Genomic DNA, 24,312 nt, shown 5'->3' on the forward strand with positions numbered 1-24,312 from the left:
GGCCTACCCCAGCAACGAAATGTCGGCGACGCCCAGGAACAGACCGCGCAGACGTGCCAGCAAGGCATAGCGGTTGGCCCGCACATTGGCATCTTCGGCATTGACCATCACCGCTTCGAAGAACGCATCCACTGGCTCGCGCAGGGCGGCCAGACGGGTCAAGGCTTCGTTGTAGCGACGCTCGGCAGCCATCGGCGCCACCGCATGGTCGGCCTGGGTGATGGCCGAGTACAGCGAGAACTCGTTGGCGTTGTCGAAGTACTTGGGCTCCACGGTGGCGGCGACCTTGCCGTCGGCCTTGCTCAGCAGGTTCGAGACACGCTTGTTGACGGCAGCCAGCGCGGCGGCCTCAGGCAACCGGCGGAACGCCTGGACAGCCTGCACGCGCTGATCGAAGTCCAGTGCCGAACCGGGTTGCAGGGCACGCACCGAAAGATAAGTGGCCACATCGATGCCCTCGTCTTCGTAGCGAGCGCGCAGGCGATCGAAGATGAACTCCTGCACCTGCTCGGCAAGCCCGGCCGACTTGACCTGGGTGCCGAAGGCCGAAACGGCGAAGCTCACGGCTTCGTTGAGGTTCAGGTCCAGCTGCTTTTCGATCAGGATGCGCAGCACGCCCAGGGCCGCGCGACGCAGGGCATAGGGGTCCTTGCTGCCAGTGGGCAGCATGCCGATGCCGAAGATGCCGACCAGGGTGTCGAGCTTGTCGGCGATAGCCACCGCCGCACCGGTCAGGGTGCTGGGCAGCTCGGCGCCGGCGCCACGAGGCATGTATTGCTCGTTGAGTGCCAGCGCGACGTCTTCGGGTTCGCCGGCGTTGAGCGCGTAGTAATAGCCCGCCACGCCCTGCATTTCCGGGAACTCGCCGACCATTTCCGTGGCCAGGTCGCACTTCGACAGCAGGCCTGCCCGCGTCGCGCGCTGGGCATCGCCACCAATGCGCGAGGCAATGTAGGCCGCCAGCTTGGAAACCCGCACGGCCTTGTCGTAGACACTGCCCAACTGCGCCTGGAACACCACGTTTTCCAGGCGTTTGTTGAAGGCTTCCAGCGGTTGCTTCTTGTCCTGATTGAAGAAGAACTCGGCATCGGTCAGGCGTGGACGCACGACTTTCTCGTTGCCCTCGACGATCTGGCGCGGGTCCTTGCTCTCGATGTTGGCCACGGTGATGAAACGTGGCAGCAGCTTGCCGTCGGCGTTGAGCAGGCAGAAATACTTCTGGTTGTCCTGCATGGTGGTGATCAGCGCTTCCTGCGGGACATCCAGGAAGCGTTCCTCGAACGAACACACCAGCGGCACGGGCCACTCGACCAGGGCCGTCACTTCGTCCAGCAGCGCCGGTGGCACGATGGCGCTGCCTTCCTGCTGGGTGGCCAGCTCGGCGGTACGTCGGGCAATCAGCTCACGGCGTTCGTGGGCATCGGCCAGTACGTAGGCCTTGCGCATGTCTTCGCGGTAGCCAGCAGGCGAGCTGATGCGCACGTTCTGCGGGTGATGGAAACGGTGACCGCGCGATTCACGGCCGGCTTTCTGGGCCAGGATCGTGCAATCGACGACCTCGTCGCCCAGCAGCATCACCAACCACTGGGTTGGCCGCACGAATTCTTCCTTGCGCGCGCCCCAGCGCATGCGCTTGGGAATCGGCAGGTCGTTGAGGGAGTCTTCGACGATGGTCGGCAGCAGGCTGGCCGTCGGCTTGCCGACGATGTTCTGGCTGAAGCGCAGCTTGGGTCCGCTGCGGTCGATCTCGCTGAGATCCACTCCGCATTTCTTGGCAAAGCCCAGTGCAGCCTGGGTCGGCTCGCCTTCGGCATTGAAGGCGGCCTGCAGCGGCGGGCCGTCGAGATTGATGCTGCGGTCCGGCTGCTGGGTATCCAGGCTGGTGATCAGCACCGCCAGACGGCGTGGCGCGGCGTAGACGTTCTTGGCGCTGTAGTTCAGGCCGGCGGCCTGCAGGCCTTTCTCGATGCCGGCCAGGAAGGCGTCGGCCAGGGTGTTGAGGGCCTTGGGTGGCAGCTCTTCGGTGCCCAGCTCGACCAGAAAATCTTGAGCACTCATTGCGCAGCCTCCAGCTTGGCCAATACTTCATCTCGCAGATCGGGGGTTGCCATGGGGAAACCCAGCTTGGCACGGGCCATCAGGTAGGCTTGTGCCACACCACGGGCCAGGGTCCGCACGCGCAAGATGTACTGCTGACGCGCGGTGACCGAAATGGCGCGGCGAGCATCGAGCAGATTGAAGGTGTGGGACGCCTTCAAGACCATTTCATAGCTGGGCAGCGGCAGTGGCTGGTCCAGTTCGAGCAGGCGCTTGGCTTCGCTTTCGTAGAAATCGAACAGCTCGAAGAGTTTGTCGACGTTGGCGTGCTCGAAGTTGTAGGTGGACTGCTCCACCTCGTTCTGGTGGAACACGTCGCCGTAGGTCACCTTGCCGAACGGGCCATCGGCCCACACCAGGTCGTAGACCGAGTCGACGCCCTGCAGGTACATGGCCAGGCGTTCCAGGCCGTAGGTGATCTCGCCGGTGACCGGGTAGCATTCGATGCCGCCAGCCTGCTGGAAATAGGTAAACTGGGTGACTTCCATGCCGTTGAGCCAGACTTCCCAGCCCAGGCCCCAGGCGCCCAGGGTCGGCGACTCCCAGTTGTCTTCGACGAAGCGGACGTCGTGCACCAGCGGATCGAGGCCGATGTGCTTGAGCGAGCCCAGGTACAGTTCCTGGAAATTGTCCGGGTTGGGCTTCAGAACCACCTGGAACTGATAGTAGTGCTGCAGGCGGTTGGGGTTCTCGCCATAGCGGCCGTCAGTCGGACGGCGGCTGGGTTGCACGTAAGCGGCATTCCAGGTTTCCGGGCCCACGGCGCGCAGGAACGTGGCGGTATGAAAAGTGCCGGCGCCCACTTCCATATCGTAGGGCTGAAGCACCACACAACCTTGCTCGGCCCAGTATTGCTGGAGGGCGAGGATCAAGTCTTGGAAGGTACGCACGGCTGGCGTAGGCTGGCTCACGAAATTCACCTGTTTCTAGGGCTGCGAATATAAAGAGCGGGAGTATACCGCGAATCCGCGGCGCCTCTACCCATGGAGCCCTAATGCCTCGCTGCTTTTGGTGTACCCAAGACCCCTTGTACCAGGCCTACCATGACCTTGAATGGGGCGTGCCGCTGCGCGAGGCGGGCGCCCTGTTCGAGTTGCTTGCGCTGGAAGGGTTCCAGGCCGGCCTGTCGTGGATCACCGTGCTGCGCAAGCGTGAACGCTATCGGCAGGTGCTCCACGGCTTCGACCCGCAACGCCTCGCGCAGCTCAGTGACGAAGAGATCGAGGGGCTGATGCAGGATCCGGGCATCGTGCGCAATCGCCTCAAGCTCAACGGTGTACGCAAGAACGCCCGCGCCTGGTTGCAGCTCGAAGACCCGGCAGCCTTCCTCTGGTCGTTCGTCGGTGGGCAGCCGCGGGTCAACCATCGGCGCGATCGCAGCGAGATCCCCACTGAAACCGAAGAAGCCCGGGCCATGAGCAAGGCCCTGAAGAAAGCCGGTTTCACCTTCGTCGGGCCGACCATCTGCTACGCCTTCATGCAGGCCTCGGGCATGGTCATGGACCACACCCAGGATTGCGACCGCTACGCCGAGCTGGTCGGCTGAGGCTAGAATGGGCGTCTGGGCAATTAAGGAGTGATCTGTGGATAAGTTCAAAGGGGCACTGATGGTCGGTGCCTTGCGGTTGTTTGCGCTGCTGCCGTGGCGCACCGTGCAGTGGGTCGGCACGGCCATCGGCTGGTTGATGTGGAAGCTGCCCAACCGCTCTCGCGAGGTGGTGCGTATCAACCTGGCCAAGTGTTTTCCGGACATGGACGCTGCCGAGCGCGAGCGCCTCGCAGGACGCAGCCTGATGGACATCGGCAAGACCCTGACCGAAAGCGCCTGTGCCTGGATCTGGCCGGCCCAGCGCTCGCTCGACCTGGTGCGCGAGGTCGAGGGGCTGGACGTGCTCAAGGATGCCCTGGCATCGGGCAAGGGCGTGGTCGGCATCACCAGCCACCTGGGCAATTGGGAAGTGCTCAATCACTTCTACTGCAACCAGTGCAGGCCGATCATTTTCTACCGTCCACCCAAGCTCAAGGCGGTGGACGAGCTGTTGCGCAAGCAACGGGTGCAATTGGGCAACCGCGTTGCGGCCTCGACCAAGGAAGGCATCCTCAGTGTCATCAAGGAGGTGCGCAAGGGCGGCCAGGTGGGCATTCCCGCCGACCCGGAACCGGCCGAATCGGCCGGGCTGTTCGTGCCGTTTCTCGGCACCCTGGCGCTGACCAGCAAGTTCGTGCCCAACATGCTCGCCGGCGGCAAGGCCGTCGGCGTGTTCCTGCACGCCGTGCGCCTGCCCGATGGTTCGGGCTACAAGGTGATCCTGGAAGCGGCACCCGAGGGCATGTACAGCACCGACACGTATACCTCGGTGGCAGCCATGAGCGCGGTGGTCGAGAAGTACGTGCGGGCCTATCCGAGCCAGTACATGTGGAGCATGAAGCGCTTCAAGAAGCGGCCGGCGGGTGAGGCCAGGTGGTATTGAGCTAGCGGCTGGCGTGGGGGTCTCTTCGCGGGCAGAGGGCTGAGGGCTCAGGCGCCCGCCCCGCTCCCACAAGCTCTGCCTTCACAGAGCTGGCTCCTGAAGGACCTGCTCGGTGAAAGAGCGGGGCTGGGGGTCAGAAGAAGCTCAGGCCGACGTGGAAGAGCTTCTCGACATCGCGGATGTATTTCTTGTCCACGACGAACAGGATCACGTGGTCACCGGCCTCGATCACCGTGTCGCTGTGCGCGATGATCACCTGGTCATCGCGAATGATCGCGCCGATCGTCGTTCCCGGAGGCAGATCGATGGTTTCGATGGGCTTGCCGATCACCTTGCTCGAGCGCGCGTCGCCATGGGCGATGGCCTCGATGGCCTCCGCGGCGCCCCGGCGCAACGAATGCACACTGACGATATCGCCCCGCCGTACGTGCGCCAGCAGGGTACCGATGGTTGCCAGCTGCGGGCTCAGGGCGATGTCGATCTCGCCTCCCTGGACCAGGTCCACGTAGGCCGGGTTGTTGATGATGGTCATGACCTTGCGCGCGCCCAGGCGCTTGGCCAGCAACGAGGACATGATGTTGGCTTCGTCGTCGTTGGTCAGGGCCAGGAAGATATCGGCCTGGGCGATGTTCTCTTCGAGCATCAGATCGCGGTCGGACGCGCTGCCCTGCAACACCACGGTGCTGTCCAAGGTATCGGAGAGGTAGCGGCAGCGTGCCGGGTTCATCTCGATGATCTTCACCTGGTAGCGGCTTTCGATGGCCTCGGCCAGGCGCTCGCCGATCTGCCCGCCGCCGGCGATGACCACCCGCTTGTTGCTCTGGTCGACCCGGCGCAGTTCGCTCATCACCGCGCGAATGTCTTCGCGGGCTGCAATGAAGAACACCTCGTCGTCGGCTTCGATGACCGTGTCGCCGCGTGGCAGGATCGGCCGGTCGCGGCGGAAGATGGCGGCCACCCGTGTATCGACCTTGGGCATGTGGTGACGAATCTGCCGCAGTTGCTGACCCACCAGCGGGCCGCCGTAGTAGGCCTTGACCGCCACCAGCTGTGCCTTGCCGCCAGCGAAGTCGATGACCTGCAGGGCGCCGGGGTACTCGATCAGGCGCTTGATGTAGTTGGTCACCACCTGTTCCGGGCTGATCAGCACATCCACCGGGATGGCGTCGTTGTTGAACAGGCCGGCGCGGGTGAGATAGGCCGACTCGCGCACCCGGGCGATCTTGGTGGGGGTATGGAACAGGGTGTAGGCCACCTGACAGGCGACCATGTTGGTCTCGTCGCTGTTGGTCACCGCCACCAGCATGTCGGCATCGTCGGCACCGGCCTGGCGCAGCACTGTCGGATACGAGCCGCGGCCTTGCACGGTGCGGATGTCCAGGCGATCGCCAAGGTTGCGCAGGCGTTCGGCGTCGGTATCGACCACGGTGATGTCATTGGCCTCGCCGGCCAGGTGCTCGGCCAGCGTGCCGCCCACCTGACCTGCGCCCAGGATGATGATCTTCATCCATTACTCCCCGTCAGTGGCCGCGTACGGCGGCGATCTTGATCAGCTTGGCATAGTAGAAGCCATCGTGACCGCCTTCTTGTGCCAGCAATTGGCGGCCATGAGCCTGCTTGATGCCGGCGGACGTGGCCAGGTCCAATTCGCGGGCGCCGGGCGTGCGCGCCAGGAACGCTTCGATGACTTCGGTATTTTCCGTGGGCAGTGTCGAGCAGGTGGCATAGAGCAGCACCCCGCCGACCTCCAGGGTTGGCCACAGGGCGTCGAGCAACTGCCCTTGCAGCACGGCCAGGGCCGGAATGTCGTCGGGCTGGCGGGTCAGCTTGATGTCGGGATGGCGGCGGATCACGCCAGTGGCCGAACAGGGGGCGTCGAGCAGGATCCGCTGGAACGGCTGACCGTCCCACCAGGCTTGGGTATCGCGGCCATCGGCTGCGATCAACTGGGCTTGCAGCCCCAATCGCTGCAGGTTCTCGCGCACTCGAACCAGACGCTTTTCCTCGAGATCCACGGCTACCACAGTGGCCAGGGCCGGCTCGGCTTCCAGAATGTGGCAGGTCTTGCCGCCCGGCGCGCAGCAGGCGTCGAGTACCCGCTGGCCGGGCGCCAGGTCGAGCAGCTCGGCGGCCAGTTGCGCTGCTTCATCCTGGACGCTGATCCAGCCTTCGCTGAAGCCCGGCAGCCCGCGCACGTCGCGGGCTTCTGCCAGGACGATGCCATCACGGCTGTACACGCAAGCCTGGGCCGCCACGCCTTGTTCGGCCAGCAGGCCCAGGTAGGCATCGCGCGGCTGATGGCGACGGTTGACCCGCAGGATCATCGGCGGATGAGCGTTGTTGGCGGCACAGATGGCTTCCCACTGCTCGGGCCAGAAGGCTTTCAGCGATTTCTGCAGCCAGCGCGGGTGCGCCGTGCGCACCACCGGGTCACGCTCGAGTTCGGCAAGAATGGCCTCGCTCTCACGCTGGGCTCGGCGCAGCACGGCATTGAGCAGCGCCTTGGCCCAGGGCTTCTTCAGCTTGTCGGCACAGCCGACGGTTTCGCCGATCGCGGCATGGGCTGGAATCCGGGTGTACAGCAACTGGTAGAGACCGACCAGGAGCAAGCCATGTACATCGGCATCGGCGGCCTTGAAAGGCTTCTGCAGCAGGCGCTCGGCCAGCGCGTCGAGACGGGGCTGCCAGCGGGCGGTGCCGAATGCCAGGTCTTGGGTAAGGCTACGGTCGCGCGCCTCGACCTTGTCCAGCTCCCTGGGCAGGGAGCTGTTGAGCGAGGCCTTGCCGTTGAGTACTGCGGCCAGTGCACGGGCTGCCGCCAGGCGCGGGTTCATTGGCCCAGCACCGTGCCGACCACGAACCGGTCGCGGCGGCTGTTGAACAGATCACTGAAGTCGAGCGGCTTGCCTCCCGGCAACTGCAGGCGGGTCAGGCGCAGGGCTTGTTCACCGCAGGCGATGGTCAGCCCGTCCTTGTCGACCTGGATGATTTCGCCTGGCCGGCCGCTGCCTTCGGCCAACGTGGCGGCCAGCACCTTCAGCGCTTCGCCATTCAAGGTGCTGTGGCAGACAGGCCAAGGGAAAAACGCCCGCACCTGGCGCTCGAGCACCACGGCCGGTTGGGCCCAGTCGATGCGCGCTTCGTTCTTGTCCAGCTTGTGGGCGTAGTTGGCCAGGCTGTCGTCCTGCGCCTCGCCCTGCAGGGTAGCGGCGGCCAGGCCGGCAATGGCCTGGACCACGGCCGGTGGGCCCATCTGCGCCAAGCGGTCGTGCAGGCTGCCGCCGGTGTCGTGGGCGTCGATCGGGGTGCTGACCTTGAGCAGCATCGGGCCGGTATCCAGACCCGCCTCCATGCGCATCACGGTAACGCCGCTGTGGGCGTCGCCCGCCTGGATCGCCCGCTGGATCGGCGCCGCTCCGCGCCAGCGCGGCAGCAGCGAGGCATGACTGTTGATGCAGCCCAGCGGCGGGATGTCGAGCACCGCCTGCGGCAGGATCAGGCCATAGGCGACTACCACCATCAAATCCGGCGTCAGCGCGCGCAGCTCGGCCTGGGCCTGGGGGTCGCGCAGGGTCGCTGGCTGCAGGACGGGAATGCCGTGCTCCAGGGCCAATTGCTTGACTGGGCTTTGCATGAGTTTCTGCCCCCGACCGGCCGGGCGATCGGGCTGGGTGTATACGGCAACGATGTCGTGCGAAGTGGCCAGCAGGGCCTTGAGGTGTTCGGCGGCAAACTCGGGAGTGCCCGCGAAGACGATGCGCATGGAGTTCTCGCTGTTGGGGGTGGGCCGCAACCCTTTGTAGGAGCGGCTAGCAGCCGCGAAGGGGCCCTTCCTGACGCACCGAGGTGCGTTGTTCGCGGCTACTAGCCGCTCCTACAAGGGCACCGGAATCAGGCCTGCTGCTTGTGCAGTTTTTCCAGCTTTTTCTTGATGCGGTCGCGCTTGAGGTTGGACAGGTAATCGACGAACAGCTTGCCGTTGAGGTGATCGCACTCGTGCTGGATGCACACGGCCAGCAGGCCTTCGGCGATCAGTTCGTAGGATTTGCCGTCGCGGTCCAGCGCGGTGACCTTGACCTTCTGCGGGCGATCGACGTTCTCGTAGAAGCCGGGCACCGACAGGCAACCTTCCTGGTACTGGTCCATCTCGTCGGTCAGCGACTCGAACTCGGGGTTGATGAACACCCGTGGTTCGCTGCGATCTTCGGACAGGTCCATGACCACGATGCGCTTGTGCACGTTGATCTGGGTGGCGGCCAAACCGATGCCAGGCGCGTCGTACATGGTTTCAAACATGTCATCGACAAGCTGGCGAACGCTGTCGTCCACCACCGTGACCGGCTTGGCGACGGTGCGCAGGCGCGGGTCTGGAAATTCGAGGATGTTTAAAATAGCCATATGCGTATGTGCTGCACTGTGAGGTAAAGTCGTTATTTCGCGTGAGCAGACATGATAAAGGGATTCACGGCATGAGGAAATCACTACTCGCCCTGCTGATGCTGGCAATGGCCGGCCTGGCGCAGGCGCAAGTGCAGCTCAGGGACGGCTATCCACAGCGCTACACGGTGGTGCGTGGCGATACATTGTGGGACATTTCCGGGAAGTTTCTCAGCCAGCCATGGCAGTGGCCACACCTCTGGCACGCCAACCCGAAGATCGCCAACCCGGACCTCATCTACCCTGGCGATTCGCTGGTGCTGGGCTTCGTCAACGGCCAGCCGCAGCTGATGCTCGAACGTGGCGCCTCGCGCGGCACCATCAAGCTTTCGCCCAGGGTGCGCACCACGCCCGTGGCCGAGGCCATACCCAGCATCCCGCTGGAATCGATCAACAGCTTCCTGCTGACCAACCGCATCATGGATTCGGTCGAGCAATTCAACGCCGCCCCCTACATCGTGGCCGGCAATGCCGAGCGCGTGCTCAGTGGCATGGGCGACCGCATCTACGCACGTGGCGCCTTCGACCCGGCGCAGTCGGTGTACGGCATCTTCCGCCAGGGCAAGACCTACATCGACCCCGACACCCAGGAATTTCTGGGTATCAACGCCGACAACATCGGCGGCGGCGAAATCGTCGCGACCGAGGGGGATATCTCTACCCTGGTACTGCAACGCTCGCGCGAAGAGGTCCGCCTGGGCGATCGATTGTTCAGCGATGAACAACGCGCGGTCAATTCGACGTTTTTCCCCAGCGCGCCTGAGACTGACATTCGTGGTGTGATCATTGATGTGCCACGAGGTGTTACACAGATCGGCAAGTACGACGTGGTCACCTTGAACCGCGGAACGCGCGACGGACTGCGCGAGGGCAACGTTCTCGCGGTGTACAAGACCGGCGAGACAGTGCGCGATCGTATCACCGGCGAGCAGGTCAAGGTCCCCGACGAGCGCTCCGGGCTGCTTATGGTGTTCCGCACTTATGAAAAGCTGAGCTATGGTTTGATCCTCAACGCCAACCGCTCGTTGGCAGTGATGGACAAGGTAGGCAACCCGTAGCCCGTAAGGCACCGGGCATGACGAGGTCACGCCCGGGCGCTTTCCGATACTTTTGTGCACAGAGTTATCCACAGCTTGTCCAGCTGTCTGCGAGCCTGCCGATTCAAGGATGATCGGATGCCGCTTTTCGATACCACTGCTCAGACCCTTTCCGAACTCGAGGCGCGCCTGCGCTTGCACGTGCTGCCGGAAATCGGCCCGCAACGCTTCCACAAGCTCGTTGCGCACTTCGGCAGCGCGCGTTCGGCGCTTGCTGCGCCAGTCGGGCAATGGCGCGGGGCCGGCGGCAGCGACGCCAGTGCCCAGGCCCGCCGCGACCCCTGCATCCATCGCGACGCGGCGGCTGCAATGGCCTGGCTAGAGCGTCCGCATCAGCATTTGCTGATGTGGGACCACGCCGACTACCCCGCCCTGCTCAAGGAAATCGCCGATCCACCGCCGCTGTTGTTCGTACGCGGCGACCCCGGTGTGCTGGAGCGGCCGCAGATCGCCGTGGTCGGCAGTCGCCGCGCTTCGCCGCCCGGCCTGGACAGCGCCCGGGCCTTCGCCCGCAGCCTGGCAGCGGCGGGATTTGCCATCACCAGTGGCCTGGCCCTGGGTGTGGACGGGGCAGCGCATCAAGGTGCGCTGGAGGTGGGTGGGCATACCATCGGGGTATTGGGCACCGGTCTGGAAAAACTTTATCCACAGAAGCATCGCGCGCTCGCCCAGGCCATCGTCGAGCAAAAGGGCGCGCTGGTTTCCGAGTTTCCCCTCGACGCGCAGGCGCAGCCGGGCAACTTTCCCCGCCGCAATCGGATCATCAGCGGCTTGTCCCTAGGGGTGCTGGTCATCGAGGCCAGCCCGGCCAGCGGTTCGCTGATCACCGCAAGGCTGGCCGCCGAGCATGGCCGCGAAGTGTGGGCGCTGCCCGGTTCGATTCATCACCCCGGCGCACGCGGTTGTCACCAGTTGATCCGCGATGGCGCGCAACTGGTCGAGACCATCGATCATATTCTTGAAGGGTTGCAGGGCTGGCAGCGTCTGCCACCGGTCCTGCCGGCGGCGCCAGCCCAGCCCGCCGATCCGCTGCTTGAGGTACTGGTGGCCGCCGCGCACACCACCGAAGGCTTGGCTACGGCGTTGGGATGGCCGTTGCCGCGGGTGATGGCGCAACTTACCGAGCTGGAGATGCAGGGGCGCGTGGTCAGCCAGGCGGGGCGTTGGTTTGCACGGGCCAGCTAAGTACACTGGCGGCAGTCTTCAATGGGAGTGACAGCAGATGGTGAGCAGTTGGCGTGTGCAGCAAGCGGCGCGCGAGATCCGAGCGGGCGCGGTGATCGCCTACCCTACCGAAGCTGTCTGGGGATTGGGTTGCGATCCATGGGACGAAGAAGCGGTGTACCGCTTGCTGGCCATCAAGGAACGCTCGGTCGACAAGGGCCTGATCCTGATCGCCGACAACATCCGGCAATTCGACTTTCTGTTCGAGGATTTTCCCGAAGAGTGGATCGATCGCATGGCCAGTACCTGGCCCGGCCCGAACACCTGGCTGGTGCCTCACCAGGGCCTGCTGCCCGAATGGATCACCGGTATCCACGATTCCGTGGCCCTGCGCGTGAGCGATCACCCGCAGGTGCGGGAGCTGTGCGCGCTGGTCGGGCCGCTGGTGTCGACCTCTGCCAATCGCCAAGGCCGCCCGGCCGCGCGCAGCCGCCTGCGCGTCGAGCAATACTTTCGTGGCGAAGTGGACGTCGTGCTGGGCGGCGCGCTGGGCGGGCGCAAGAGCCCGAGCGTGATTCGCGACCTGATCACCGGTGAAGTGATCAGGCCCTGAGGCCAGGCAGGGAGCCGTGTTCACGGGGCTCCCCGCCTGGTTTCATGGCAGCAGGATGGTCGAGCCCACCGTTTCGCGCGCGGCGAGTGCGGTCTGCGCCTTGGCGGCATCGCTCAGTGCGTACTGCTGGCTGACGTCGACCTTGAGCTTGCCGCTGGCGATCATCTCGAACAGCTCGTCGGCCATGCCCTGTACTGCGCCGGGCACGGCGTAGCTGGCCAGGGTCGGGCGAGTCACGTACAGCGAGCCCTTCTGCGACAGGATGCCCAGGTTGACCCCACTGACCGCACCCGACGCATTGCCGAAGCTGACCATCAAGCCGCGCGGCTGGAGACAGTCCAGCGAGGTTTCCCAAGTGTCCTTGCCGACACCGTCGTACACCACCGGGCATTTCTTGCCGTCGGTCAATTCGAGCACTCGCTTGGCCACGTCTTCGTGGCTGTAGTCGATCACCTCCCAGGCACCCAGGGCCTTGGCCCGTTCGGCCTTGGCGGGCGAGCTGACGGTGCCGATCAGCTTCACGCCCAGTGCTGCCGCCCATTGGCAGGCCAGCGAGCCCACACCACCGGCGGCGGCATGGAACAGGATGGTTTCGCCGGCCTCGACCTTGTAGGTCTGACGCAGCAGGTATTGCACGGTCAGGCCCTTGAGCATCACCGCAGCGGCCTGTTCGAAGCTGATGCTCGAGGGCAGGCGTACAGCCATGGCCGCCGGCAGCACGTGCAGATCGCTGTAGGCGCCCAGGGGGCCACCTGCGTAGGCCACACGGTCGCCGACCTTGAAACGGTCCACCTCGCTGCCGACCGCCTCGACCACGCCAGCGGCCTCGGTGCCCAGGCCCGAAGGCAGTGGCGTCGGGTACAGGCCGCTGCGGAAGTAGTTGTCGATGTAGTTCACGCCCACGGCGTGATTGCGTACGCGAATGTCTTGCGGGCCCGGTTGCCTGGGCTCGAAGTCGACGAACTCGAGGACTTCCGGGCCGCCGGTGGAACCGAACTGGATACGCTTTGCCATCTGCTCACTCCTGCTGTCGTTGGGCGAGGGCCTATCGGACGCCTTTGCTTGATCGGCGTCAACTGCCGCACGCGGTGAGCGATGCTATGCTACGCGCCGACTTGATCGCCGGTCAGGCGTGTTCCCAGGCCGCTGGCGGTATTTGCCCTTTTTCAAGGTGATGCCATGACTACCCGCACAGAGGCCGTAAAGGCCTATCTGCTCGATCTGCAGGATCGAATCTGCCACGCCATGCAGGCCGAAGACGGCGGCGCGCACTTCGTCGAAGATGCCTGGACGCGCGCAGCGGGCGGCGGCGGGCGCACCCGGGTGATTGCAGACGGTGAGTTGATCGAGAAAGGCGGGGTCAACTTTTCCCATGTATTCGGCGCCGGCCTGCCTCCTTCGGCCAGCGCCCATCGACCGGAGCTGGCCGGTCGCGGCTTCGAGGCACTGGGCGTGTCGCTGGTGATCCACCCGCACAACCCGCACGTGCCCACCTCCCACGCCAACGTGCGGTTCTTCATTGCCGAAAAGGAAGGCGAAGAGGCCGTCTGGTGGTTCGGCGGCGGCTTCGACCTGACGCCCTACTACGCTCACGAGGAAGATTGCATCCACTGGCATCGCGTTGCGCAACAGGCCTGCGAGCCTTTTGGCGCCGATGTCTATCCACGCTACAAGGCCTGGTGCGACCGCTATTTCCACCTCAAGCACCGGGGCGAGCCGCGGGGCGTGGGCGGCCTCTTCTTCGATGACCTGAACGAATGGGATTTCGACACCAGCTTCGCCTTCATGCGCGCCATCGGCGATGCCTTCATCGACGCCTACCTGCCCATCGTGCAGCGGCGCAAGGCCATGGCGTACACCGCGCAGCAGCGTGAATTCCAGGAGTTTCGCCGCGGGCGCTACGTCGAGTTCAACCTGGTCTACGACCGCGGTACGCTGTTCGGCCTGCAGTCGGGTGGCCGTACCGAGTCGATCCTGATGTCACTGCCGCCGCAGGTGCGTTGGGGCTATGACTGGAAAGCCGTACCTGGCAGCGAGGAAGCGCGGCTCACCGACTACTTTCTGCAGGATCGCGACTGGCTGGCGCAGACCCCTCCCCTATGATTCAGGAACCGATTCGCATGGACAGTTACGTGGTTTTCGGCAACCCGGTGGGGCACAGCAAATCACCCGCCATTCACCGTTTGTTTGCCGAGCAGACGGGCCAGGCGCTGGTATACGACACACGGCTGGCGCCCATCGACGACTTCACCCGCAGTGCCTTGGGTTTTTTCGAAGAAGGGCTGGGCGCCAACGTCACCGTACCGTTCAAGGAGCAGGCGTTCGGCCTGTGCAGCGTACTGACCCCGCGCGCGCAGCGCGCCGGCGCGGTGAACATGCTCAGTCGGCTGCCCGATGGCAGCCTGCGTGGCGACAATACCGACGGCGTGGGGCTGGTGCGCGACCTGGTCAACAACGCCGGCGTGACCTTGCAGGGCAAGCGCATTCTGCTGTTGGGTGCCGGCGGCGCGGTGCGTGGAGTGGTCGAGCCGTTGCTCGAACAGCAGCCACTGTCACTGGTGATCGCCAACCGCACGGTCGAGAAAGCCGAACAGCTGGCGCAGCTGTTCGCTGACCTGGGCCCGGTGGCGGCCAGTGGCTTCGATTGGCTGGAAGAGCCGGTGGATATCATCATCAATGCCACTTCGGCGAGCCTGGCGGGCGATCTGCCACCGATCGCCGCCAGCCTGATCGAGCCCGGTGTGACGGTCTGCTACGACATGATGTATGGCAAGGAGCCAACGCCGTTTTGCCGCTGGGCCAGCGAACACGGCGCACGGCTGTCGCTGGACGGTTTCGGGATGCTGGTCGAGCAGGCAGCCGAAGCGTTCACCTACTGGCGCGGCGTGGCGGTGGATACGGCGCCGGTGCTGAGCCAGCTGCGCCGGGAAATGGCGGCGGGTTGAGTTGATTGAAGGGTGTCAGTGAAGGCCTCTTCGCGAGCTCTCTGCCCGCGAAGGGGCCATGACTGACACCCATCAAATCAAAGCCCGTCAAATCAAAGCTTCGCGCGTACCGCCGGCAGCGCGTCCTTGCCATCCAGCGTTTTCACACCTTCCAGCCACTTCTCCAACACCGCCGGATTGGCTTTCAGCCAGGCCTGCGCCGCCTGTGCGCTGGTTTTCTTGCTATTGGCCACATCGGCCATGATGCTGTTCTCCATGTCCTGGGTGAACACCAGATTGCTGAGCAGCTTGCCGGTGTTCGGGCAACTCTCGGCATAGCCCTTGCGGGTCAGGGTGTGCACGGTGCCGGTCGAGCCGAAATACTTCTCGCCGCCGGTGAGGTACTTGAGCTTGATCTGCACGTTCATCGGGTGCGGCGTCCAGCCGAGGAAGACCACGAACGACTTCTTCTTCACGTTGCGATTGACCTCGGTCAGCATCGCCTGCTCGCTGGACTCGACCAGTTTCCAGTCACCCAGGCCGAATTCGTCCTTCTTGATGATCTCGGCCAGCGATAGGTTGGCCGGTGCCCCTGAACCGATCCCGTAGATCTTCTTGCCGAACTTGTCGGCGTGCTTGTCCAGGTCGGCGAAATCCTTCACACCCGCGTCATACACGTAGTCGGGGACGGCCAGGGTGAACTCGGTGCCGTCCAGGTTCTTGGCGTACTGCACCACGTCACCATTGGCCACGAACTTGTCGTAGAAACCCTGCTGGGCCGGCATCCAGTTGCCGAGGAAGACATCCACCTGGCCATCCTTGAGACCGCCAAAGATGATCGGCACCGCCAGCGTGTCGATCTTGGGCCGGTAACCCATGCCTTCCAGCACCAGGCTGGTGAGCGCGTTGGTGGCGGCAATGTCGCTCCAGCCCGGGTCGGCCATCTTCACCGTCTCGCACCGTTGTTCGTCGGCGACCGCCGTGGTTCCGGCAACGGCCAGCCAACCGGCGGCCAGGGCTGTGGATATCTTCATGGTGACCTTCATGCGACTTCCCCTCAGAGCTTCGAATGTTATGGGCAGGGTTGTGGATAACGTGCCTTGCGCTCCAGGTCGTCCAGGTCGATATGGTTGCGCATGTACTGCTGACTGGCGTCCACCAGCGGCTGGTGGTCCCAGCTCTTCAGCTTGCCTTGGGCCAGTGCGCCGGCCACGAAGCGGCGCCGGCGCTGGCTGGCGAGCACCTGTTGGTGTATCGCCGGCATGTCCCATTTGCGGCGGGCTTCACTCAGGAAAGCCTCGAACAGTGCCCGGTGCGGGGGTGACTGGCTCAGGTCTTCACGTTCGCGTGGGTCGTTATCCACGTCATAGAGTAGGCAAGGGTCGACCTCGCTGTAGATAAATTTCATCGCGCCACGGCGGATCATCATCAACGGGCTGTGGGTACCTTCGGCCATGTATTCACCGAACGCTTCGTCATGCCCCTTTTCACCCTGCAGATGGGCCACTAGCGAACGTCCGTCCAGCGGCAGGCCGGGTTCCAGTTCGCCACCGGCCAGCTCGACGAAGGTCGGCAGCAGGTCGGCGGTAGAGACTGCGGCCTGCACTCGCCCTGGCTTGAACTGCCCGGGCGCGCAAACCAGCAGCGGCACCCGCGCGGCCATCTCGAACCAGTGCATCTTGTACCAGAGCCCACGCTCGCCGAGCATGTCACCGTGATCGCCGGAGAAGACGATGATGGTGTCGTCGGCCAACCCGGTTTCTTCCAGGGTCTGCAGCAGTTTGCCGACGTTGTGATCAATGTAGCTGCACGCACCGAAGTAGGCGCGGCGTGCATCGCGGATCTTGTTCACCGGCAGGGGCTTGTCCCACAGGTCATAGACCTTGAGCAGGCGTTGCGAGTGGGGGTCCAGCGCAGCCTGGTCCGGTACATCCTGAGGCAGTGGGATGTCTTCGTCGCGATACAGGTCCCAGAACGGCTTGGGAATGGTGTAGGGGTCGTGCGGATGGGTCATCGAAACCGTCAGACAGAATGGCCGATCGCCGTCTTCGCGAATGTGATCGAACAGGTACTGCTGGGCTTTGAAGACCACCTCTTCATCGAAATCCAGCTGGTTGGTGCGCACGCACGGGCCAGCCTGCAACACCGAGGACATGTTGTGGTACCAGCTGGGGCGAACGTCGGATTCGTCCCAATTGACCGCCCAACCGTAGTCGGCCGGATAGATATCGCTGGTCAGGCGTTCCTCGTAGCCGTGCAGCTGGTCCGGGCCACAGAAATGCATCTTGCCCGACAGTGCGGTGCGGTAACCCAGGCGCCGCAGGTAGTGGGCATAGGTCGGCACGTCGGCGGCAAAGTCGGCAGCGTTGTCGTAGGCGTCGATCTTGCTCGGCAACTGGCCGCTGACCAATGTGAAGCGCGAAGGCGCGCACAGCGGGCTGTTGCAGTAGGCCGCATCGAAGACCACCCCGGTCTCGGCCAAACGGCTGATGTTCGGCAGCTTGATCGGTGATGGCGCGTAGATCGGCAGCATGGGTGCGGCCATCTGATCGGCCATGATGAAAAGAATGTTCTTGCGCTTCATCGGCTCAGGGCATTCCATAGTCGGGAGTAATGCGAATTTGCTTCGATTCAGAATGCGGCCCCTGCCCAGCCCGGTAAAGCCTGCTGTCGACAATGCCTAGGATAAGCGCAGCTTATGTATGAAAGTATCGGCGGTTTGTCCCTCGACCTGTTGCGTGCCTTCGAGTCAGCGGCGCGTCTGCATGGCTTCACAGCAGCGGCTGTCGAATTGGGCACCACTCAGCCAGCCATCAGCCAGCAGATCAAGCGTCTGGAGGAACAGCTGGGCACTCGCCTGTTCGATCGCATCTACCGTGGCATCGTCCTGACAGACGCCGGCCTTGCGCTGTTCGAGGCGGTCCAGGCGGGGCTGCAACGCATCGACGACGGCTTGCAGGCAATCACCGCGCAGACTCAGCACGAGGTGCTGCAGGTGTCGACTGACTTCGCCTTTGCGGCGTACTGGTTGATGCCGCGGCTGCACCGCTTCCATCAACGTTATCCACAGGTCGATGTCAGCCTGGTCACCAGCGAGCGCAGTCACGCCCTGCTCCGGCCCGATATCGACGTCGCGGTGCTGTTTGGCGATGGTCGGTTTCGCCAGGGCGAAAGCCATTGGTTGTTCAACGAAGAGGTGTATCCAGTGTGCAGCCCGCGCCTGCTGGCCGGTTACCGTCAGCCGTTGGCGCTGGATGCCTGGATCGAGTTGCCGTTGCTGCACCTGCGCGGCGAGCACAGCAGCCAGTGGTTCGACTGGAACGACGTGTTTCGCGCGCTGCACATTCCAGGTGTGCCTGCCCCCGGCCAGTTGCGTTTCGATAACTACACCTTGCTGATCCAGGCGGCCATCGCTGGTCAGGGCGTCGCCATCGGTTGGCGGCACTTGGTGGATGCACTGCTGGATCAAGAGCTGCTGTGCCGCCCCCTTCAGGGCAGCGCAACATCGGCGTTGGGCTATTACGTGGTCGTCCCGCAACGCAAGCGCCGCGGGCAGATGGTGCAGCGCTTTCTGGATTGGGTGATGGAGGAACAAGGCGGGCGATAGCTGCCTGTTCCTTTCACCCTTCTATGTCGCTCTGGCCGCTGGCTTTGCACGGGCCAGGAGTGTGCCCTGGGTCAATACTCTCGGATTCACTGCACACGAGCACTGCGTACGCCTTGGGCCAGGGCACTGCACAGCGACAACACATCCTCTACGGCCTGGCCGTGATGCTGGGCGTTGGCGATCTTGTCGACCAGGGCCGAGCCGACCACTACGCCGTCCGCGAGCCGGGCGATGGCGGCGGCCTGGTCAGGGGTGCGGATGCCGAAGCCGACGCTGATCGGCAGGTGAGTGTGCCGGCGCAGTCGCTCGATGGCAGCGCCGACATGCTCGGTGGTGGCCGAGCCTGCACCGGTCACACCGGCCACCGACACGTAGTAGACGAAGCCGGAGCTGCGCTCCAGCACCCGTGGCAGGCGCGCATCATCGGTGGTGGGGGTGGTCAGGCGAATGAAGTCGATACCCGAGGCTTGCGCCGGGGTGGCGAGTTCGCCGTCGTGCTCGGGCGGCAGGTCGACGATGATCAGGCCGTCGACACCGGCTTCCTTGGCCTGGGCCACGAAGGCTTCGACGCCGAAGCGGTGGATCGGGTTGTAGTAACCCATCAGCACGATCGGCGTGGTGCTGTCGTCGACGCGGAATTCGCGGACCATCTGCAAGGTTTTCGCCAGCGTCTGCCCGGCGTTGAGTGCGCGCAGGGTCGCCAGCTGGATGGCCAGGCCGTCGGCCATCGGATCGGTGAAGGGCATGCCCAGTTCGATCACATCGGCGCCGGCAGCCGGCAAGCCTTTGAGGATGGACAGCGAGGCATCGTAGCCTGGGTCGCCCGCCGTGACGAACGTCACCAGCGCGGCGCGGCCTTCGGCCTTGAGGTCGGCGAAGCGTTGTTCGAGGCGGCTCATGCCAGTGTCTCCTGCGGGTGGGCGCCCATATGGCTCATGACGGTTTGCATGTCCTTGTCGCCGCGGCCGGACAGGCACACTACCATCAGATGGTCGGCGGGCAATGTTGGCGCGCGCTTCATGGCCTCGGCCAGGGCATGGGCAGTTTCCAGCGCCGGGATGATGCCTTCCAGGCGGCAGGTGGCGTGGAACGCGGCCAGCGCCTCTTCGTCGGTGATGCTGGTGTAGTTCACGCGCTTGATTTCATGCAGATAGGCGTGTTCAGGACCGATGCCAGGGTAGTCCAGGCCGGCCGAGATGGAGTGCGCGTCGGTGATCTGCCCGTCCTCGTCCTGTAGAAGATAGGTGCGGTTGCCGTGCAGTACGCCGGGCACGCCGCCGTTGAGGCTGGCGGCATGCTTGCCGGAATCCACACCATGGCCGGCGGCTTCGACACCGATGATTTCCACGCTGCTGTCATCCAGGAAAGGATGGAACAGGCCCATGGCATTGGAACCGCCACCCACGCACGCCACCAGGCTGTCGGGCAGGCGGCCTTCCTTCTCTTGCAACTGCTCGCGGGTTTCCTTGCCGATGATCGACTGAAAGTCACGAACCATGGCCGGGTAAGGGTGCGGACCGGCCACGGTGCCGATCAGGTAGAAGGTGTCGTCGACATTGGTGACCCAATCGCGCAAGGCATCATTCATGGCGTCTTTCAGAGTGCCGGTACCGGAGGTGACCGGCACGATTTCAGCGCCCAGCAGCTTCATGCGAAACACGTTGGCCTGCTGGCGCTCGATATCGGTGGCACCCATGTAGATCACACAGGGCAAGCCGAATCGAGCCGCCACCGTGGCCGTGGCCACGCCGTGCATGCCGGCGCCGGTCTCGGCGATCAGGCGCTTCTTGCCCATGCGCTTGGCCAGCAGCACCTGGCCGATGCAGTTGTTCACCTTGTGCGCGCCGGTGTGGTTGAGCTCTTCGCGCTTGAAGTAGATTTTCGCCCCGCCGCAGTGTTCGGTCAGGCGCTCGGCGAAATACAGCGGATTGGGCCGGCCGATGTAGTCGCGTTGAAAGTAGGCGAGCTGCTCGAGAAATTCGGGATCGGCCTTGGCGGCTTCGTATTCGCGAGCCAGCTCCAGCACCAGCGGCATCAGGGTTTCGGCGACGTAGCGGCCACCGAAGGCGCCGAACAGGCCGTTGCTGTCAGGGCCACTGCGAAGATTGGTCTGGGTCATGCGAAGCTCCAGGGGAATTGAATGACGATGTAGCCACTGTACCCACGACAACGATCGAAGAAAACCGATAAGATCTCGACAACCTGTCAGGATTTCTCACAATACCATGAGCCGTGACCTGCCCCCGCTGAATGCCCTCAAAGCGTTCGAAGCCACTGCCCGGCTGAACAGCGCCAGCAAGGCGGCTGACTACCTGAGCGTTACCCACGGTGCCGTGAGCAGACAGTTGAAAGTGCTTGAAGAGCATCTGGGCATCGCGTTGTTCGTCAAGCAGGGGCGTGGCTTGAAACTCACAGATGCCGGCATTCGACTGCGCGATGCCAGCGCCGAGGCCTTCGAGCGTTTGCGTCTGGTCTGTACGGAGCTCAGCCAGGCCCAGGCCCAGGCACCGTTCGTTCTGGGGTGCTCGGGAAGCTTGCTGGCGCGCTGGTTCATACCTCGATTGGGTCGGCTGAACAGCGAGCTGCCGGATTTGCGCCTGCACCTCTCGGCCGGCGAAGGTGATCTGGACCCCCGCCGTCCCGGGCTGGACGCCTTGCTGATGTTCGCCGAGCCGCCCTGGCCCGCCGACATGGACGTGTTCGAGCTGGCCGAAGAGCGTATCGGCCCGGTACTCAGCCCGCGCTTCCAAGGGTTCGAAGCCTTGCAGAGCCGTGCGACCAGCGACTTGCTCGGGCACTCGTTGCTGCACACCACATCGCGGCCACAGGCCTGGCCCAGCTGGGCACGGCGCAACGGCCTGGATCCCGAGGCGTTGACCATGGGACAGGGGTTCGAGCATTTGTATTATTTGCTGGAGGCAGCGGTGGCCGGGCTGGGCATTGCCATCGCGCCCGAGCCACTGGTGGTCGATGACCTGCGTGCCGGGCGCCTGGCCGCGCCCTGGGGGTTTACGCAAACCCCGGCGCGGCTGGCACTTTGGGTCCCGCGACGCGCCGCAGACGGGCGCGCCCGACAACTGGCGCTATGGCTTGCGCAAGAGCTCGAACGCCAGGTCGATTAGTTGCTGCGATTGCACATCAGGTAGGCGGCGATCAGGCCCAGCGCGCCAACGGCTACGCCGGCGGCGGCCCAAGGGTGCTCCTGAGCGTAGTCACGGGTGGCAATACCGGTTTCCTTGGTCTTGACCTTAACTTCTTCATACGCGTCGCTGATCAGGCTGCGCGAATGGCTCAGCGCGGATTCCGCGTTGGCTTTAAGCGCCTTGAGCACCTTGCGCGATTCCTCGGTGGAATCTTCTTTCAGGCTTTCCAGGGAGCGGAGCAGGCTTTCGATTTCTGCTTCCATGCTCTGCAGCGAAGCTTTGCGTGACGAAATTGCCATGGGTAACTCTCCTTCATTGTGGTGAATAGCGTGTGTAGATTCCGACTGCGCTGCAAGATGAAAGTGCAGTGCGTGTGAACTTTTAGCGCAGAAATCCCCACACAGGTAGACAACCACTTCAGTAGCCACCCTAACGGAGAGCATCATGAGCGATCACCACACGTACAAGAAGGTTGAACTGGTAGGTTCCTCGACCACCACCATCGAAGACGCCATCAACAATGCGTTGGCCGAAGCGAGCAAAAGCATCGAGAAAATGGAATGGTTCGAAGTGACCGAAACCCGTGGCCATATCGAAGACGGTCGCGTGGCGCATTTCCAGGTCACACTCAAAGTCGGCTTCCGTATCCAGAACAGCTGACAGAAAACACGGAATCTTCCGACTGGCCGAATGCCATAGGTTGAGTTACAACACATTACCGGCGTGTCGACCTGAATCCAGGCGGCCCGCCGTTTGTCTTTAAACCGGCACTATCAGACCAAGGATGTAAGCGATGAAGCGAGTTTTATTGGCTGTGGGTTTGTTGAGCCTGGCAAGCGGCGCGTTCGCTGCGGGCAAGTCGTGTGAAGAACTCAAGGGCGAAATCGCCGCGAAGATCGACGCCAATGGCGTGTCGGGCTACACGCTGGAAGTGGTCGACAACGTCACTCCGGATGCCGGTTTCCAGGTAGTCGGTTCGTGTGAAGGCGGTACCAAGGCTATCGTCTACAAGCGCTGAAGATTGCAGCCGCCACCCGCTCCCACAGAAAACGAAATCCCCTGTAGGAGCGGTCAGCGGCCGCGAAACGAACCCCGCAATACACCAGGTCGGTGCAAGGCTCAGCTCCGCATCACCTGCGCCAATAGCTCATACGACCGCAACCGGTCGGCATGCTCGTACAGATCGCAGGTAAAGATCAGCTCATCTGCCTGAGTCTGTTCCTTCAGCACGTCCAGCTTGGCGCGGATCTTCGCCGGTCCTCCCACCATCGCCAAGCCCAGAAAGTCCCCGACCGCGGCCTTTTCATGGGGCAACCACAACCCTTCCATGCTCTTCACGGGTGGCTGCTGCACCAGGGTCTGGCCACGCATCAGGTTGAGGATGCGGCGGTAGACCGAGGTTGCCAGGTAGTCGGCGTGCTCGTCGCTGTCGGCTGCCACCAAGGGCACGCCGAGCATCACATAAGGCTTGTCGAGCACCTCGGAGGACTGGAAGTGAGCGCGATAGACCCGGATTGCCTCATGCATGTAGCGCGGCGCGAAATGCGAAGCGAAGGCGTACGGCAGGCCGTACATGCCCGCCAGCTGCGCGCTGAACAAGCTGGAGCCCAGCAACCAGACCGGCACGTTGGTGCCGCTGCCCGGCACCGCAATCACCTTCTGATCCGGAGTGCGTGGCCCCAGGTAGGCCATCAACTCGCGGACGTCGTCGGGAAAATCGTCGGCACTGCCGGAGCGCTCACGGCGCAACGCGCGCGCCGTCATCTGGTCCGACCCCGGCGCGCGGCCCAGGCCCAGGTCGATGCGCCCCGGATACAGGCTTTCCAAGGTTCCGAACTGCTCGGCGATCACCAGCGGCGCATGGTTGGGCAGCATCACCCCGCCCGAGCCGACGCGGATCGACGAAGTGCCCCCCGCCAGATAGCCCAGCAACACCGAGGTCGCCGAGCTGGCGATCCCGTCCATGTTGTGATGCTCGGCCACCCAGAAACGGTTGTAGCCCCAGCCTTCGGCGTGGCGTGCCAGGTCCAGCGCGTTGTGCAGCGACCGCGCCGGGCCGTGGTCGGCACGCACCGGTACAAGGTCGAGGACGGAGTATTTCGTATCGGTCAAACCAGTCATGATCATTGGCATCCTGTGGGTATGTGGCAGGTGGGATGCCCCGCGCATCTTTGCTACCGAGTGTGTAATCAATATGGGCTTATGGTTCGGATTCAATAGCCAGCGGTCAGAACGGCGCTGAACTTGCCTCGCGCCATGGCCTCTGAACACTTGTCACCGCGCGAACCCGTCGCGCCCATCAAGGAGGCTTTATGAGCATCAAGAAAACCGCATCGGCTGTCTGGAAAGGCGATCTGAAAACCGGCAAGGGCGAGATCTCGACGCAAAGCGGCGCCCTGAAAAGCAATCCCTATGGTTTCAACACCCGCTTCGAAGGCCAGCCTGGCACCAACCCTGAAGAATTGATCGGCGCGGCCCATGCCGGCTGTTTCTCCATGGCCTTCTCGATGATCCTGGGTGGCGAAGGCTTCACGCCAGACCAGATCAACACAACGGCCGAGGTCACGCTGGACAAGGAAGGCGAAGGTTTCGCGATCACCGCCATCAAACTGACCATGTCGGCGAAGATCCCCAACATCGACCAGGCGAAGTTCGAAGAACTGGCTAACAAGGCCAAAGAAGGCTGCCCGGTGTCGAAAGTGCTGAACGCCCAGATCACCCTGGACGCTAAGCTGGAATCTTGAGGTAGGGTTGCGCCC

Annotated in this window: 25 protein-coding genes; 12 read left to right on the plus strand and 13 right to left on the minus strand. The window is 63.6% G+C overall.

All coding sequences use genetic code 11. The features are described from left to right. Positions 1 to 3 precede the first annotated feature (3 nt). Both glyS and glyQ read right to left on the minus strand, forming a co-directional pair. Positions 4 to 2,058 (minus strand): glycine--tRNA ligase subunit beta, encoded by a 2,055-nt coding sequence (gene glyS, locus ONG87_RS00055; protein ID WP_264381984.1) that lies wholly within the window; start codon positions 2,056 to 2,058, stop codon positions 4 to 6. Then, positions 2,055 to 3,008 carry a glycine--tRNA ligase subunit alpha gene (gene glyQ, locus ONG87_RS00060; protein ID WP_043193756.1) on the minus strand — a complete coding sequence of 318 codons (954 nt, stop codon included), beginning with the start codon at positions 3,006 to 3,008 and terminating at the stop codon, positions 2,055 to 2,057. The genes glyS and glyQ overlap by 4 nt, the downstream gene beginning before the upstream one ends. A gap of 83 nt (positions 3,009 to 3,091) precedes the next feature. Between glyQ and ONG87_RS00065 the strand changes: the two genes are divergently transcribed. Together ONG87_RS00065 and ONG87_RS00070 are read left to right on the plus strand one after the other, a co-directional pair. Then, positions 3,092 to 3,643 (plus strand): DNA-3-methyladenine glycosylase I, encoded by a 552-nt coding sequence (locus tag ONG87_RS00065; protein ID WP_264381985.1) that lies wholly within the window; start codon positions 3,092 to 3,094, stop codon positions 3,641 to 3,643. Positions 3,644 to 3,680: 37 nt separating this feature from the next. Further along, positions 3,681 to 4,568, plus strand: coding sequence for a lysophospholipid acyltransferase (locus ONG87_RS00070; RefSeq protein WP_264381986.1), 888 nt, complete (start codon positions 3,681 to 3,683; stop codon positions 4,566 to 4,568). 133 nt (positions 4,569 to 4,701) lie between these two features. Here the strand turns inward: ONG87_RS00070 and trkA are convergent, their stop codons facing one another. The 4 genes from trkA to def form a co-directional block, all read right to left on the minus strand. Then, the gene (gene trkA / locus ONG87_RS00075; RefSeq protein WP_122480055.1) at positions 4,702 to 6,075 is read right to left on the minus strand and encodes a Trk system potassium transporter TrkA; all 1,374 of its coding nucleotides are present in this window, start codon (positions 6,073 to 6,075) and stop codon (positions 4,702 to 4,704) included. 13 nt (positions 6,076 to 6,088) lie between these two features. Continuing rightward, positions 6,089 to 7,402: a 16S rRNA (cytosine(967)-C(5))-methyltransferase RsmB gene (gene rsmB / locus ONG87_RS00080; protein WP_264381987.1), complete on the minus strand. Its 1,314-nt coding sequence runs from the start codon at positions 7,400 to 7,402 to the stop codon at positions 6,089 to 6,091. After that, a complete protein-coding gene (fmt, locus tag ONG87_RS00085; RefSeq protein ID WP_264381988.1) occupies positions 7,399 to 8,331 on the minus strand; it encodes a methionyl-tRNA formyltransferase in 933 nt (310 codons plus the stop codon). Before fmt ends, rsmB begins: the two co-directional genes overlap by 4 nt. Before the next feature lie 128 nt (positions 8,332 to 8,459). Next, positions 8,460 to 8,966, minus strand: coding sequence for a peptide deformylase (def, locus tag ONG87_RS00090; protein ID WP_122480058.1), 507 nt, complete (start codon positions 8,964 to 8,966; stop codon positions 8,460 to 8,462). A gap of 71 nt (positions 8,967 to 9,037) precedes the next feature. Here def and ONG87_RS00095 point away from each other — a divergent pair, with 71 nt between their 5' ends. From ONG87_RS00095 to ONG87_RS00105, 3 genes are all read left to right on the plus strand, one after another. After that, complete coding sequence (locus ONG87_RS00095) at positions 9,038 to 10,063, plus strand: LysM peptidoglycan-binding domain-containing protein (protein ID WP_264381989.1); 1,026 nt, start codon at positions 9,038 to 9,040, stop codon at positions 10,061 to 10,063. Positions 10,064 to 10,180: 117 nt separating this feature from the next. Next, entirely contained in the window at positions 10,181 to 11,287 is a 1,107-nt protein-coding gene (gene dprA / locus ONG87_RS00100) for a DNA-processing protein DprA (RefSeq protein ID WP_264381990.1), read from the plus strand. A gap of 37 nt (positions 11,288 to 11,324) precedes the next feature. Continuing rightward, a complete protein-coding gene (locus ONG87_RS00105; RefSeq protein WP_122480061.1) occupies positions 11,325 to 11,879 on the plus strand; it encodes an L-threonylcarbamoyladenylate synthase in 555 nt (184 codons plus the stop codon). Between the two features lie 42 nt (positions 11,880 to 11,921). Here the strand turns inward: ONG87_RS00105 and ONG87_RS00110 are convergent, their stop codons facing one another. Further along, complete coding sequence (locus ONG87_RS00110) at positions 11,922 to 12,893, minus strand: NADPH:quinone reductase (protein ID WP_192055196.1); 972 nt, start codon at positions 12,891 to 12,893, stop codon at positions 11,922 to 11,924. Positions 12,894 to 13,058: 165 nt separating this feature from the next. Here ONG87_RS00110 and hemF point away from each other — a divergent pair, with 165 nt between their 5' ends. Continuing rightward, a complete protein-coding gene (gene hemF / locus ONG87_RS00115) occupies positions 13,059 to 13,982 on the plus strand; it encodes an oxygen-dependent coproporphyrinogen oxidase (protein WP_264381991.1) in 924 nt (307 codons plus the stop codon). 17 nt (positions 13,983 to 13,999) lie between these two features. Then, positions 14,000 to 14,824: a shikimate dehydrogenase gene (gene aroE / locus ONG87_RS00120; protein WP_122480137.1), complete on the plus strand. Its 825-nt coding sequence runs from the start codon at positions 14,000 to 14,002 to the stop codon at positions 14,822 to 14,824. A gap of 92 nt (positions 14,825 to 14,916) precedes the next feature. On the opposite strand, the gene choX is transcribed toward aroE, so the two are convergent. Together choX and betC are read right to left on the minus strand one after the other, a co-directional pair. Further along, positions 14,917 to 15,837 (minus strand): choline ABC transporter substrate-binding protein, encoded by a 921-nt coding sequence (gene choX, locus ONG87_RS00125; RefSeq protein ID WP_192059263.1) that lies wholly within the window; start codon positions 15,835 to 15,837, stop codon positions 14,917 to 14,919. A 38-nt stretch (positions 15,838 to 15,875) separates the two neighbouring features. Further along, on the minus strand, positions 15,876 to 17,387 hold the full coding sequence (gene betC / locus ONG87_RS00130) for a choline-sulfatase (RefSeq protein ID WP_264381992.1): 1,512 nt from the start codon (positions 17,385 to 17,387) through the stop codon (positions 15,876 to 15,878). 114 nt (positions 17,388 to 17,501) lie between these two features. On the opposite strand from betC, the gene ONG87_RS00135 reads away from it, so the two are divergent. Further along, the gene (locus ONG87_RS00135; RefSeq protein WP_122480066.1) at positions 17,502 to 18,410 is read left to right on the plus strand and encodes a LysR family transcriptional regulator; all 909 of its coding nucleotides are present in this window, start codon (positions 17,502 to 17,504) and stop codon (positions 18,408 to 18,410) included. An 86-nt stretch (positions 18,411 to 18,496) separates the two neighbouring features. On the opposite strand, the gene trpA is transcribed toward ONG87_RS00135, so the two are convergent. Together trpA and trpB are read right to left on the minus strand one after the other, a co-directional pair. Further along, the gene (gene trpA / locus ONG87_RS00140; RefSeq protein WP_185794612.1) at positions 18,497 to 19,309 is read right to left on the minus strand and encodes a tryptophan synthase subunit alpha; all 813 of its coding nucleotides are present in this window, start codon (positions 19,307 to 19,309) and stop codon (positions 18,497 to 18,499) included. Continuing rightward, the gene (trpB, locus tag ONG87_RS00145; RefSeq protein ID WP_264381993.1) at positions 19,306 to 20,529 is read right to left on the minus strand and encodes a tryptophan synthase subunit beta; all 1,224 of its coding nucleotides are present in this window, start codon (positions 20,527 to 20,529) and stop codon (positions 19,306 to 19,308) included. The genes trpA and trpB overlap by 4 nt, the downstream gene beginning before the upstream one ends. Positions 20,530 to 20,635: 106 nt before the next feature. Here trpB and ONG87_RS00150 point away from each other — a divergent pair, with 106 nt between their 5' ends. Beyond that, positions 20,636 to 21,532, plus strand: coding sequence for a LysR family transcriptional regulator (locus ONG87_RS00150; protein ID WP_264381994.1), 897 nt, complete (start codon positions 20,636 to 20,638; stop codon positions 21,530 to 21,532). Here the strand turns inward: ONG87_RS00150 and ONG87_RS00155 are convergent. Next, on the minus strand, positions 21,529 to 21,852 hold the full coding sequence (locus ONG87_RS00155; RefSeq protein WP_122480070.1) for a YqjD family protein: 324 nt from the start codon (positions 21,850 to 21,852) through the stop codon (positions 21,529 to 21,531). The genes ONG87_RS00150 and ONG87_RS00155 overlap by 4 nt on opposite strands. A 145-nt stretch (positions 21,853 to 21,997) precedes the next feature. On the opposite strand from ONG87_RS00155, the gene ONG87_RS00160 reads away from it, so the two are divergent. Both ONG87_RS00160 and ONG87_RS00165 read left to right on the plus strand, forming a co-directional pair. Beyond that, positions 21,998 to 22,213 (plus strand): dodecin, encoded by a 216-nt coding sequence (locus ONG87_RS00160; RefSeq protein WP_043191958.1) that lies wholly within the window; start codon positions 21,998 to 22,000, stop codon positions 22,211 to 22,213. A 133-nt stretch (positions 22,214 to 22,346) separates the two neighbouring features. Further along, on the plus strand, positions 22,347 to 22,571 hold the full coding sequence (locus ONG87_RS00165) for a DUF1161 domain-containing protein (RefSeq protein WP_122480071.1): 225 nt from the start codon (positions 22,347 to 22,349) through the stop codon (positions 22,569 to 22,571). A 101-nt stretch (positions 22,572 to 22,672) separates the two neighbouring features. On the opposite strand, the gene ONG87_RS00170 is transcribed toward ONG87_RS00165, so the two are convergent. Then, positions 22,673 to 23,674 (minus strand): LLM class flavin-dependent oxidoreductase, encoded by a 1,002-nt coding sequence (locus tag ONG87_RS00170; protein WP_264381995.1) that lies wholly within the window; start codon positions 23,672 to 23,674, stop codon positions 22,673 to 22,675. A gap of 197 nt (positions 23,675 to 23,871) precedes the next feature. Between ONG87_RS00170 and ONG87_RS00175 the strand changes: the two genes are divergently transcribed. Next, positions 23,872 to 24,297, plus strand: coding sequence for an OsmC family protein (locus tag ONG87_RS00175; protein WP_122480139.1), 426 nt, complete (start codon positions 23,872 to 23,874; stop codon positions 24,295 to 24,297). The last annotated feature ends 15 nt before the right edge of the window (positions 24,298 to 24,312 follow it).

The organism is Pseudomonas sp. MM227 (genome assembly GCF_947090715.1).
GTDB classification, from domain to species: domain Bacteria; phylum Pseudomonadota; class Gammaproteobacteria; order Pseudomonadales; family Pseudomonadaceae; genus Aquipseudomonas; species Aquipseudomonas baltica.